The sequence below is a fragment of the Dietzia sp. E1 genome, from assembly GCF_014145015.1.
Taxonomy (GTDB): Bacteria; Actinomycetota; Actinomycetes; order Mycobacteriales; family Mycobacteriaceae; genus Dietzia; species Dietzia cinnamea_A.
Window position 1 is genome coordinate 1 of sequence record NZ_JAALDU010000316.1, and the last position, 12,663, is coordinate 12,663.

11 protein-coding genes and 1 pseudogene are annotated in these 12,663 nt (G+C 69.9%); 8 read left to right on the forward strand and 4 right to left on the reverse strand.

The window, feature by feature from the left end:
- From G6030_RS10800 to ilvA, 4 genes and pseudogenes are all read left to right on the forward strand, one after another.
- A pseudogene (locus G6030_RS10800) lies at positions 1–197 on the forward strand (hypothetical protein); the annotation flags it as partial.
- 37 nt (positions 198–234) lie between these two features.
- Positions 235–1,167, forward strand: a complete 933-nt coding sequence (gene rarD, locus G6030_RS10805; protein WP_182643122.1) for an EamA family transporter RarD — start codon at positions 235–237, stop codon at positions 1,165–1,167.
- A 35-nt stretch (positions 1,168–1,202) separates the two neighbouring features.
- Positions 1,203–4,748 (forward strand): DNA polymerase III subunit alpha, encoded by a 3,546-nt coding sequence (dnaE, locus tag G6030_RS10810; protein WP_182643123.1) that lies wholly within the window; start codon positions 1,203–1,205, stop codon positions 4,746–4,748.
- Between the two features lie 103 nt (positions 4,749–4,851).
- The gene (gene ilvA, locus G6030_RS10815; protein WP_182643124.1) at positions 4,852–6,126 is read left to right on the forward strand and encodes a threonine ammonia-lyase IlvA; all 1,275 of its coding nucleotides are present in this window, start codon (positions 4,852–4,854) and stop codon (positions 6,124–6,126) included.
- Between the two features lie 145 nt (positions 6,127–6,271).
- On the opposite strand, the gene G6030_RS10820 is transcribed toward ilvA, so the two are convergent.
- Positions 6,272–6,742: a hypothetical protein gene (locus tag G6030_RS10820; protein WP_182643125.1), complete on the reverse strand. Its 471-nt coding sequence runs from the start codon at positions 6,740–6,742 to the stop codon at positions 6,272–6,274.
- Positions 6,743–6,955: 213 nt separating this feature from the next.
- Complete coding sequence (treZ, locus tag G6030_RS10825) at positions 6,956–8,701, reverse strand: malto-oligosyltrehalose trehalohydrolase (protein ID WP_187701739.1); 1,746 nt, start codon at positions 8,699–8,701, stop codon at positions 6,956–6,958.
- 140 nt (positions 8,702–8,841) lie between these two features.
- Here treZ and G6030_RS10830 point away from each other — a divergent pair, with 140 nt between their 5' ends.
- Together G6030_RS10830 and G6030_RS10835 are read left to right on the forward strand one after the other, a co-directional pair.
- The gene (locus G6030_RS10830; RefSeq protein ID WP_182643127.1) at positions 8,842–9,516 is read left to right on the forward strand and encodes a YigZ family protein; all 675 of its coding nucleotides are present in this window, start codon (positions 8,842–8,844) and stop codon (positions 9,514–9,516) included.
- A 4-nt stretch (positions 9,517–9,520) separates the two neighbouring features.
- Positions 9,521–9,760 carry a hypothetical protein gene (locus tag G6030_RS10835; RefSeq protein ID WP_063973324.1) on the forward strand — a complete coding sequence of 80 codons (240 nt, stop codon included), beginning with the start codon at positions 9,521–9,523 and terminating at the stop codon, positions 9,758–9,760.
- 33 nt (positions 9,761–9,793) lie between these two features.
- Here the strand turns inward: G6030_RS10835 and G6030_RS10840 are convergent, their stop codons facing one another.
- Positions 9,794–10,498 (reverse strand): nitroreductase, encoded by a 705-nt coding sequence (locus G6030_RS10840; RefSeq protein ID WP_182643128.1) that lies wholly within the window; start codon positions 10,496–10,498, stop codon positions 9,794–9,796.
- 391 nt (positions 10,499–10,889) lie between these two features.
- Here G6030_RS10840 and G6030_RS10845 point away from each other — a divergent pair, with 391 nt between their 5' ends.
- A complete protein-coding gene (locus G6030_RS10845) occupies positions 10,890–11,840 on the forward strand; it encodes a type IV toxin-antitoxin system AbiEi family antitoxin domain-containing protein (protein WP_182643129.1) in 951 nt (316 codons plus the stop codon).
- A 202-nt stretch (positions 11,841–12,042) separates the two neighbouring features.
- Entirely contained in the window at positions 12,043–12,408 is a 366-nt protein-coding gene (locus G6030_RS10850; RefSeq protein WP_007627726.1) for an RNA-binding S4 domain-containing protein, read from the forward strand.
- Between the two features lie 72 nt (positions 12,409–12,480).
- Here the strand turns inward: G6030_RS10850 and G6030_RS10855 are convergent.
- Positions 12,481–12,663, reverse strand: a 183-nt coding sequence (locus G6030_RS10855) for a hypothetical protein (protein WP_182643130.1), incomplete at its 5' end; no start/stop codon positions are given.

Here is a 12,663-nt window from a genome sequence, read left to right on the forward strand (position 1 = left end):
AGCCCGCGATCATCGGCCTGCTCGTGCGCGGCACGACCGACCAACTGCGCGCGGTGGCCGACCACCGCGGTGTGCGGGCGGTGGAGGCGCTGCCCCCCGACGCGGTGTACGGGCGCTTCGCCGTCCGGCCCCTGCTGCCTCAGCAGGTCGACTCGGCCCTGCCGCTCCCGGACGCCGCCCCCGTACCCCCCGCCTGACCGGCCACCGCGGGCGACCGGCGCTAGGGTTGCGCCGGTGAACGGTGAGGCGGCAGGGGAGAAGGACAGGACGGTCGCCGTCGGCATGGCGGCCGGCGTCGCGGCGTACACGCTCTGGGGGTTCTTCCCCGCGTTCTTCCCGCTGCTCGAGCCCGCCGGTGCGGTCGAGATCCTCGCCCACCGGATCGTGTGGTCGTTCGTCGTCATGACGATCGTGGTCACGCTGCTGCGCGGCTGGGGGCGGGTCCGCGCCGTGGATCGCGTCTCCTGGGCCCGCATCGGCGGCGCGGCCGTCTTCGTCTCGGCCAACTGGGGCGTCTACGTGTACGCGGTCAACTCCGAGCGGGTCACCGAGGCGGCCCTGGGGTACACCATCAACCCGCTGGTCAGCGTGCTGCTGGGCGTGATCGTCTTCCGCGAACGCCTCAGCCGCCCACAGTGGCTCGCGGTGGCCCTCGCCGTCGTCGCCGTGGGGGTCCTCACCGCCGGATACGGTCACTTCCCGTACCTGTCGGTCATCCTCGCGGTGAGCTTCGGGTTGTACGGGGTGTTCAAGAAGAAGCTGCGCGTGGACCCGGTGACCGGGATGCTCGGCGAGGTCGCGGTGACGACGCCCGTCGCGGTGGCCTTCCTGGTCTGGCTGGGTGCGTCCGGCGCGGGCACCTTCACCGGGCACGGTGCGGGGCACTCCGCGCTGCTGGCCGCCTCCGGCCTCGTCACCGTGGTGCCACTGCTGCTGTTCGCCGTCGCCGCGCAGCGCATCCCGCTGGCCACCGTCGGCATGCTGCAGTACATCGTCCCGGTGCTGCAGATGGCGTGGGGACTGCTCGTCGTGGGAGAGCGACTCGACGCCGTCCAGTGGGTGGGCTTCGCGCTCATCTGGAGCGCGGTCATCGCGTTCACGCTGGCCGGTCGCACGCCGCGCGCGGCCCGTCCTGGGGGTTCGAGGCCTGTCGGTGATCCGACCTAGACTGTGGCGGACGAGTCCGTAGGAGGAGTGCTTTCGTGGGCGATCAGTTCGTGCATCTGCACAATCACACCGAGTTCTCGATGCTCGACGGGATGGCGCAGATCGACCCGCTGTTCGCGGAGGCGTCACGTCTGGGTATGCCGGCCGTCGGGATGACCGACCACGGCAACATGTACGGCGCCTCGGACTTCTACAAGCAGGCCAAGAAGACCGGGGTCAAGCCCATCATCGGGATCGAGGCGTACGTCGCGCCCGAGTCGCGGTTCGAGAAGAAGCGCATCCTGTGGGGCGAGAAGCACCAGAAGAGTGACGACGTCGCCGGCTCCGGCGCCTACACGCACATGACGATGGTCGCCGAGAACGCCACCGGCCTGCGCAACCTGTTCCGGCTGTCCTCGCTGGCCTCGTACGAGGGGCAGCTGGGCAAGTGGGCGCGCATGGACGCGGAGATCCTCGCCGAGTACTCCGAGGGGATCATCGCCACCTCCGGCTGCCCCTCCGGCGAGATCCAGACCCGCCTGCGCCTCGGCCACATCAAGGAGGCCTACGAGGCCGCCGAGAAGTGGCAGTCGATCTTCGGCAAGGACAACTTCTTCCTCGAGCTCATGGACCACGGGATCGACATCGAGCGTCGGGTCCGCGAGGACCTGCTCAAGCTCGGTCGGGACCTGGGCATGCCGCCGCTCGTGACCAACGACTGCCACTACGTCACCCGCGAGCAGGCCCACGCCCACGAGGCCATGCTCTGCGTCCAGACCGGCAAGACGCTGGCCGACGAGAACCGCTTCAAGTTCGACGGCGACGGCTACTATCTCAAGTCCGCCCAGGAGATGCGCGCCCAGTGGGACTCCGAGGTCCCGGGCGCGTGCGACAACACCCTGTGGATCGCCGAGCGCGTCCAGCCGTACGACGACATCTGGACGCCGCGCGACCGGATGCCCAAGTTCCCCGTCCCCGAGGGCGAGACGGAGGACACGTGGCTGGCCAAGGAGGTCCACAAGGGCCTGCAGTGGCGCTTCCCCGACGGCGTGCCGCAGGAGTACATCGATCGCGCGAACTTCGAGCTCGAGGTCATCAAAGGCAAGGGGTACCCCGGTTACTTCCTCGTGGTCGGCGACCTCATCGAGCACGCCCGCTCGATCGGCATCAAGGTCGGGCCCGGCCGAGGGTCCGCCGCCGGCGCGCTGGTGGCGTACGCGCTGAAGATCACGAACATCGACCCCATCGAGCACGGCCTGCTGTTCGAGAGGTTCCTCAACCCCGAGCGGCCGTCCGCGCCCGATATCGATATCGACTTCGACGACCGGCGTCGCGGCGAGATGATCCGCTACGCGTCCGACAAGTGGGGCGCCGACAAGATCGCCCAGGTCATCACCTTCGGCACCATCAAGACCAAGGCCGCCATCAAGGACGCCGCCCGCGTCAACTTCGGCCAGCCCGGGTACGCGATCGCCGACCGCATCACCAAGGCGCTGCCGCCGGCGATCATGGCCAAGGACATCCCGCTGTCCGGCATCACCGACCCCAAGCACGAGCGGTACGGTGAGGCCACCGAGGTGCGCCAGCTCCTCGAGACAGACCCCGACGTCAAGCGGATCTACGACACCGCCCGCGGTCTCGAGGGCATGGTCCGTCAGGCCGGCGTCCACGCGTGCGCGGTGATCATGTCCTCCGAGCCACTGCTCGACGTGATCCCCATGTGGAAGCGCGCGCAGGACGGCGCCATCATCACCGGCTGGGACTACCCGTCGTGTGAGGACATCGGCCTGCTCAAGATGGACTTCCTGGGCCTGCGCAACCTCACGGTGATCGGCGACTGCCTGGAGAACATCAAGCTCAACCGCGGCGAGGAGATCGACCTCGACACGCTGAGCACGGACGACCAGGCCACCTACGACCTGCTCGCCCGCGGTGACACGCTGGGCGTGTTCCAGCTCGACTCCGGCGGCATGCGCGAGCTGCTCAAGCGGATGAAGCCCACCGGCTTCAACGACATCGTCGCCGCCCTCGCCCTGTACCGACCCGGCCCCATGGGCATGGGTACGCACTGGAACTACGCCGACCGCAAGAACGGCAAGCAGGAACTGGTGCCCATCCACCCCGAGCTGGAGGAGCCGCTCAGGGAGATCCTCGGGGAGACCCACGGCCTGATCGTCTACCAGGAGCAGATCATGGCCATCTCCCGCGAGCTCGCGGGATACACGGCCGGTGAGGCCGACGGCTTCCGTAAGGCCATGGGTAAGAAGAAGGCCGAGGTCCTGGCCGCGGAGTACGAGAAGTTCTCGGGCGGGATGTTCGAGCGCGGGTTCTCCAAGGAGGCCGTCGACGCGCTGTGGGGCACCATCGAGCCCTTCGCCTCGTACGCGTTCAACAAGTCCCACGCCGCCGGCTACGGCCTCGTGTCCTTCTGGACCGGCTACCTCAAGGCCAACTACCCGGCCGAGTACATGGCCGCGCTGCTCACCTCCGTCGGGGACGACAAGGACAAGGCCGCCCTGTACCTGTCCAACTGCCGGCAGATGGGCATCAAGGTGCTCCCGCCGTCGGTCAACGAGTCGCTGACCAACTTCGCCTCCGTCGGTAAGGACATCCGGTTCGGCCTGGGTGCCGTGCGCAACGTCGGCGCCCAGGTCGTGGACTCGATCGTCGCCGCCCGCGAGGCCAAGGGCGAGTTCACCGACTTCTCGGACTACCTCGCCAAGATCGACCAGACCGCCTGCACGAAGAAGGTCACCGAGTCGCTCATCAAGGCCGGTGCCTTCGACTCGCTCGGTCATCCGCGCAAGGGTCTGTTCCTCGTCCACGCGGACGCGGTCGAATCGGTGATGTCCACCAAGAAGGCCGAGGCCGTCGGCCAGTTCGACCTCTTCGGTGGGGGAGACGACACCGCGGCCGACGCCGGCTTCGGTGACGTGTTCGCCGTCCGCGTGCCCGACGAGGAGTGGGACACCAAGCAGAAACTGGCGCTCGAACGCGAGATGCTGGGCCTGTACGTCTCCGGCCACCCGCTCGACGGGCTCGAGGCCGCACTGGAGGCCAAGACCGACACGAACATCGCCACGATCCACGAGGGCGAGCTGGCGCACGGCACCGCCGTGACCATCGGCGGGATCATCTCCGGTGTCGACCGGCGGGTGAACAAGAACGGCGAGCCGTGGGCGATCGTGACGATCGAGGACTTCAACGGCAGTGTCGAGGTGCTGTTCTTCCCCAAGACCTACCGGATCGCGGCCCTCGACATCGCCGAGGACGCGGTCGTGCTGGTCAAGGCGAGGATCAACATCCGTGAGGACCGCGTGTCGGTCTTCGGCGACACCCTCGAGGTGCCGGACCTGGTCGTCGGCGGCAACGGCGCGCCCCTCGCGCTGACGCTCCAGACGCGGATGTGCACCATCGAGACCGTCACCGCGCTCAAGCAGGTCCTGGTCCGTCACCCCGGCCCCTCGGACGTCCATCTGCGGTTGGTCAACGGCAACTCCTCGACCGTCCTGCGGCTCGACGACCAACTGCGGGTCGAGACGTCGTCCTCCCTCATGGGGGACCTCAAGGCGCTACTCGGCGCCGGCTGCCTCGCGGGCTGACCGCGGCCGCCCGGCGCACGCGTGTCGCGCCGGGTGCCGCGCGCCGCTGCGCACGCGGTGACCGGTTGGCGGTGATCGCGGGGGCGGTGGGACACTGGTGGTTGTGACCGCCACCGAACCCGCGCCCACCCAGGTCGTGACCACCGACGACATCGACGCCGCAGCCCGCCGGATCGGCGAGGTCATCCGGTCGACCGACCTGCAGGCCAGCGAGCGGCTCAGCGAGCAGACCGGCGCGCGCATCCTGCTCAAGCGGGAGGACCAGCAGGCGGTTCGTTCCTACAAGATCCGCGGCGCGTACAACCTCATGGCGCAGTTGACCGGCGACGAGCGCAGCGCGGGCGTGGTCACGGCCAGCGCCGGTAACCACGCCCAGGGCGTGGCGTTCGCGTGCCGGGTCCTCGGGATCAACGGCCGCATCTACGTGCCGACCAACACGCCCAAGCAGAAGCGCGACAGGATTCTCGCCCACGGTCGCAGCTGGGTCGAACTCGTGGTGACCGGCACGAACTTCGACGCCGCGCAGGCGGCTGCCCGCGCGGACGCCCAGCGCACCGGGGCGACGATGGTGCCGCCGTTCGACCACCCCGACACGATGGCCGGGCAGGGCACGATCGCCGCCGAGATCCTCGCGCAGCTCGACGAGGTGCCCGACGCCGTGGTGGTCCCGGTCGGTGGCGGCGGACTGGCCGGGGGCATCGCGACCTATCTGGCCGAGTACGCGCCGGACTGCAAGATCATCGCCGTCGAGCCCGCCGGCGCCCCCTCGCTGACGAGGGCACTGGAGGCGGGGGAGCCCGTCACCCTCGACACGGTCGACACCTTCGTCGACGGCGCCTCCGTCGCCCGGCTCGGTGACTTCCCATTCGGTGTCATCTCCTCGATGACCGAGCGGATCCAGGTCCTCACGGTGGACGAGGGCGCGGTGTGCACGGAGATGTTGGAGCTGTACCAGAACGAGGGGATCATCTGTGAGCCCGCCGGCGCGCTGGCGGTGACGGCTCTCCACCAGCTCGACATCGACGAGGGCGCCACTGTCGTCTGCATCGTCTCCGGCGGGAACAACGACGTCTCGCGGTACAGCGAGATCATCGAGCGATCCCTCGTCCACAAGGGGCTCAAGCACTACTTCCTGGTGAAGTTCCCGCAGGAGCCGGGCCAGCTGCGTCGCTTCCTCGACGAGGTCCTGGGTCCCGAGGACGACATCACGCTGTTCGAGTACCTCAAGCGCAACAACCGCGAGTTCGGCGCGGCACTGGTGGGCATCGAGCTCGGGTCGGCCACCGGCCTGCACTCGCTGCTCGAGCGTATGGACGCCTCCCGCATCGACTGCGAGCGCCTCGAACCCGGCACCGCCGCGTACGAATACCTGACCTGAGCGGGCGGGGCGTGGCTGACGGCGTCGGACCCGGATAGACGGGGCGGCCCCTGCCGGACGAGCGCTCGTCCGGCAGGGGCCTATTGCCCGGCATGTGCCCCGGGGTCGGGCCGGAAAACTCAGCCGAGCCGCGGGTTCATCGTGGTCACTCCGCCGGAGCGGCCGAGCCCTCGGCGCCGCCGAGCGCGCCGAAGAGGTTCGCGATCGAGCCCTCCGGGATCTCGCCCAGCGACGCGGTGGCTCCGCCCTCCTCAGCCGACGCCGACTCGATCGAGCCGCTGATCACCTCTCCGAACCCGTCCGGGTCGATGACGCCGGCGAGATCGCCGATCGAACCGGACGATCCCTGGGCGGCCTCGACCGCGGTCGCGATGGAACCCGGGGCGAGAAGACCCGCGATCGAACCGGCACTGCCGGTGTCGACCCCACCCTCACCGGTCAGGGACCCCTCGACCGAAGCCCCGAGGGCCTGAAGGTCGAAGATGGTGAGCAGCGAACCGAAGTCCAGGCTGCCCTCCTGGGCGTTGGCCGCGGGCGCGCCGAACGCGACCGCGAGTCCGAGGGCGCCGGCGACAGCAGCCGACTTCGTGATTATCCGAGCAGAGATGGTAGCCATCTAGTTCCCCCTAGGTGTGGCGTACGGAGCCCCCGCCCCTCGCGAGGGCTTGTGCCCCGAGTCCGGAGCGGCGCCAACATTACAATCCTGTCGCGTGATTGCCAACACATTTCCGCCTACCTGAGCGGAAGTGGAAAACTAGCTCTACCAGGCTAAATAACCCGGCGAAGCGAACGGGGATTCGATCCGCCGGTGTGCGGACCAACCCGCGCGTTAGCGGGTCCGCACCACCGCGAATCCGAACGCCTGGCAGGAGACCGAGTCCGTGTCGGCCACCGCGCCCGAGGCGAAGACCGCCTCGCCGGCCAGCGGGACCCGGCACGGCTCGGGACCCAGGTTCACCACCAACGCCAACGATCCACGATGGACCACCAGCCAGCGATCGTCGTCGGCCTCCACACCGCACTCCACGCGGACAGGCCCCAGCCACGGATCGCTGAGCTCCGGCTCCGCCTTGCGCAGGGCGATCAGCGCGCGATAGACGCGCAGGATCTCGGCGTGCTCATCGGCTGCCTGCTCCGAGCGGTCGAGCACCGAGCGGCGGAACGTCTCCGGATCCTGCGGATCCGCCACGGTATCGGGATCCCAACCCATGGCCGCGAACTCGCGCGTCCGTCCCTGCCGCACCGCCTCGGCCAGCTCCGGCTCGGGATGCGAGGTGAAGAAGCAGAACGGCGTCCGCGCACCCCACTCCTCGCCCTGGAACAGCATCGGCGTGAACGGCGAACACAGCACGATCGCGGCCTTGGCCAGCTGCTGCTGCGGCGTGAGGTTCATCGACGGCCGATCGCCGGCCGCGCGATTTCCCACCTGGTCGTGGGTCAGCGTGTAGGCGACGAACCGACTGCCCGGCACCCGGTCCACGTCCAGCGGCCGCCCGTGCACACGACCCCGGAAGGTCGAATAGGTTCCCGCGTGCAGGAAGGCGCCCGTGAGCACCTGCCGCAACGACTCGAGCGACCCGTAGTCCACGTAGTAGCCCTGCCGCTCGCCGGAGACGGCGGCGTGGACGGCGTGGTGCACGTCGTCGTCCCACTGCCCGTCCAGGCCGAGCCCGCCGGCCTCCCGCGCGGTGACGGTCCGCGGATCGTTCTGGTCGGACTCGGCGATGAGCGACAGCGGCCGCCCGAGATGGGCGGACAGCGACTCGACCTCCACCGCCAACTGCTCCAGCAGGTGCACGGCCGACGCGTCGTGCAGCGCGTGCACGGCGTCGAGGCGCAGTGCGTCGACGTGGAACTCGTCGAACCAGCGCAGCGCGTTGTCGATGATGTAGCGCCGCACCTCGCCCGAGTGCTCGCCGTCGAGGTTGAGCCCCGACCCCCACGGGCCGTCGGCCGACGACAGGTACGGCCCGAACTCCGGGAGGTAGTTCCCTGACGGGCCCAGATGGTTGTAGACCACGTCCAGGCACACCGCCAGGCCGCGCGCGTGGCAGGCGTCCACGAACTGCTGGAACGCGTCCGGCCCGCCGTACGGTTCGTGCACCGCGAACCACGCCACCCCGTCGTAACCCCAGCCGTACTCGCCGTTAAATGCGTTGAGGGGCATCACCTCGACCATGTCCACCCCCAGCTCGACCAGCTCGTCGAGGTGCTCGATCGCACTGATCAGCGTCCCGCCGGGCGAGAAGGTGCCCACATGCATCTCGTAGATCACCGACCCGGCCAGCTGCCGGCCGGTCCACGCCGCGTCCGTCCAGCGGGACGGGTCGAGGCGGTGGACCCGCGACAGCCCGTGCACCCCGTCCGGCTGACGCGTCGACCGCGGGTCGGGCCGGGGCGGGCTGACCTCGTCGTCGTCGCCGGTCACCACGAACCCGTAGTCCCTGCCCTGTTCCCGGGGGACGCCGCACGTCCACCAGCCGTCCGCGGCGCGCCGCAAGGGGACGGGGTCGGCGTCGGGGGAGTCCAGGACCAGCCCGACCGCGCGTGCCTCCGGTGCCCAGACGGAGAACATGTCGGCGCCGGTGGCCGTGGGCGAGGTCGATTCGCTGGGAGAGGTCACACCGCCCAGCGTAGGGAAAACCGGTGCCCGCGGGGAGGGGGCGGGTCGGACCGCCGCGCCACGTCGCCGCCACCGGGCGCGATACTGGGGGCATGACCGCATCGCCGCCCGTGCTCAGGCTCTCCGCCGGACCGGACGTGACGGGGGAGTACGAGGAGAAGCGCTCCAGGTTCGTGGCGGTGTTGAGACGGTGCGACGACGAGGAGGACGCCCGCGCCCTGATCGCCGACCTCCGCTCCGCGCATCCGGCGGCCCGCCACCACTGCAGTGCCTTCATCGTGGGCGACCCCGGGGCCGGCCTGATCGAGCGGACCAACGACGACGGCGAACCCTCCGGCACCGCCGGGACCCCCATGCTGGACGTCCTGCGGGGAAGCGGGCTGACCGGCGTGTGCGCGGTGGTGGTCCGGTGGTTCGGCGGCACCAAGCTCGGCACCGGCGGCCTCGCGCGCGCCTACTCCGCCGCCGTGAGCGATGCCGTCGAGCAGGCGTGGCGCGACGGACGCGTCGTGGAGGTGACCCGGACCCCCGCGTGGACGACCGCGGTCGACCACTCCGTCGCCGGCGGACTCGAGGCGGCGCTGCGCTCGGCCGGCGTCCGCGTCCTCGACGTGGACTACGGCCGCCGCGTGACGCTCACGGTCGCGGGGGAGTTCGACGTGATCGGGCCGATCCCGGCCGCCCGGACGTCCGGGGGCGCCGAGTGGGAAACGGCAGGTGTGGCCACGACCGAGGACGCGGCGACCCGCCGGAATATGGGATCCTGAACGTATGAGCATGCAGCCCTACCAGCCGAACTCGATCGAGCTCCAGAAGCAGCAGGTCCGCAAGGACGCGCGGAACACGGCGATCGCGCTGGGTGTGACTGTGGTGTCGCTGCCGATCGCGCTGTTCGCGAGCTCGTTCTTCACTCTGGTGGCGATCATCGCCGGGATCCTGACGATCTACCACGGCAACAAGGTCCGCAAGGCCATCTCCGGCAAGCCGGACCAGAAGCGCGAGCTGTACTGAGCCGTCGCGGCCGTCTCGGCCGTCCCAGTTGTCTCAGCCGTGGCGGCGCACGACGTCGCCGAGGTCCGCGCGCTCGGTGCGGAAGGTGTTGGCCGGATGGTTCTCGTCCGCGTAGCCGAAGGCGATCCCGCACACGATGAGCCGGTCCTCCGGGATCGACAGGTGCTCGCGGACCGCGTCCGAGTACAGGGCGATCGCGGCCTGCGCGCACGTCGCCACGCCCAGTGAGGTGGCCGCGGCCAGGAACGTCGACACGTACCCGCCGCAGTCGACCGCGCCGTAGGTGCCCAGGCCCGCATCCGAGGTGATGATCGCGACGTGGGGGGCGCCGAAGAACCGGTAGTTCTCGAGCATCTGGCGCATCCGGGCCTCCTGGTCCGACCGCTCGATGCCCAGCGCGGTGTAGAGACCGTAGCCGCTGGCCCGGCGGCGGTCCCCGTACACGCCGTCGTACCGCTCCGGCGCCGGGAAGTCCGACCGCATGTCGTTGGACAGCACGTGCTCGGTGAGGTGCCTGCTGAACGCGGCCGTCGCGTCCCCGGTCACGAGGTCGACCTGCCAGGCCTGCGAGTTGCACCACGACGCCGTGCGCTGGGCCATCCGCAGGATCTGCTCGATCGTCTCCTCCGGCACGGGCTCCGGGGTGAAGCCGCGGCAACTGTAGCGCTCGTCGAGGATCCGCTCGAGCGTGGCGGCGGCGTCGAGAGTGGCCGGGGCGATCGAGGCGGCGTCGGTCATGGGTCCTCCAGAGGGAACGCGCGGAAGTGTGACCCCAGTCTCGCACGGCGCCCCGGCCGGCGGTGCGGGCCGGCCGGGCCCTCCGACGATCTGCCCCTCGGATCGTCATCCGCCCTAGGAACTCATGGAGCAACTCGCAATCCGAGGGGCAGAACGCCGACGGCCGCGTCGGATGCCCACGGCGGCCACCGCTGGATGCCCACGCTGGCGGGACTTTCAGCTGTCCGGGGCCCGGATCGTGAGGGTCCGGCTCCCACGGCGGGAACTCGTCCACTCGCCGTCCCGACGGCGGCGATGAGGCAGGTCAGTCGGCTGCCCGCACACAGTCACAGGCGCCGGCGTGATCCACAGGAGAAGGAGTCGAGCACCGGGACGGGCCGGAACCGGCCGGATGAGCACCGAGGATCTGACCATGGCTACTTTCGATGACCTGCGAGCACTTCTCCACACGACTGAGCAGTTGATGGCGGCCGGATTCAGCACCCAGTCGCTCGGTCGAGCGGTCGCCTCGGGCGATCTCATCCGTTTGCGGCCCGGCTTCTACGTTGACCGTTCCACGCGAGAGCTCGGGCGAGAGGAGCGGCACCTGCTCATGGTGCTGGCGGCGGACCGCGCCCTCGGATGCCCGGTGTTCACCCACTGGTCGGCAGCGCTCGTCCTGGGTCTGCCGGATTGGGATCTACCACTCGGAACCGTGTCGTTGTCCCGCGCCGGGCACGCCCAGAGATCTCGTACCACCAGGCTGACCAGGCATGACGTGACCCCGCTGGCGGAAGACGACGTCCACGTGGTCGACGGACTCCGCGTGACCCGTCCAGAACGCACCATCGTGGACGTGGCCAGGTCGTGCGCACTACCGGCGAGCGTGGCAGTCGCAGATGCGGCTTTCAAGGCGGAGGTGGTCACCGCGGCCTCCGTGGACGACGCGCTGAGCCGCGCAGCTGGTAGGTCCGGCGTCAAACGCGCGCGGGCCGCGATGGCTCGGGTCGATGCCCGCAGCGAGAGCGTCGCGGAGACCCGCAGTCGCCTGATCTTCGAGGACTACGGCCTCCCCGAGCCTCAAACACAAGTCGACATCTTCGATACCCACGGTAACTTCGTCGCTCGCGTGGACTTCCTCTGGCCAGAGCTCGGTCTGATCGGCGAATGCGACGGTTTCGGCAAGTACCTCGATGGCGCGGACGCGACAGAGGCCCGGCGCCGACTGGGGGCGGAGAAGGATCGCGATGCCGCGCTCATGGCTCTGGGCTACCGGGTGCTCCACTGGCGCTGGGCGGATCTCGACAGGCCTCGGCTGCTGGCGCAGCGCCTTCGGAGCGTGATGTACCCGGCCGCCGCCTGACTACGCCGCCTGACGGTCACGATCCGCCCTTCTCGCCTTGATCCGCCCTTGGAACCTTGATCCGCCCTCCGGAAATCGATCCGCCCTAAGAACTCCGAGGGCAGATCGTCATCCGAGGGGCGGGTCACCAAGCGAAGGGCGGATCGCCTTCATGAGACCGCGCGGGACGCCTAGAGGCCCCGGACGCGGTTATCCTCGGGCCATGGGTGTGCGGGTGGACGCGTGGACGTGGTCGGTGCGACTGTTCCCGTCGCGGACCAAGGCGGCGGCCGCCTGCCGGGGTGGCCACGTCAAGGTCAACGGCGAGGCGGTGCAGCCGTCCAAGAACGTCGTGCCCGGAGACCGCGTCCAGGTGACGGGCGCACTCGGCCGGATCCGCATCCTCGAGGTGGTCGAGACGGTGAGCAAGCGGGTCGGGGCTCCGGTGGCGGCGACCTGCTACATCGACCACTCGCCCCCGCCGCCGCCCAAGGAGATCCTGGCCTCGCAGCCGCGACGGGATCGCGGCGCGGGCCGACCCACCAAGCGCGAGCGGCGGGAGACCGACAGGCTGCTGGGCCGCGGCTGACCCAACCCGACCCGACCCAGCCCGCCCTGACCCAGCCCGCACTGACCGTCCCGAGACGCCGGCCGCCCCGCCTCAGTCCTCGCGGACGATCACCACGACGGGCGAGGCGCTGAGCAGTTCGCCCACGTCCACGCGCCCGGAGATCGTCGTGCCGTCCGGCCGCACCGCCCATGCTCCGTCGGGGAGCAGGATGGTGGTGCCGTCGAGATCGCCGGCGCCGAGCACCGCCGTCCGCCGCCGGGCGATGAGACCGAC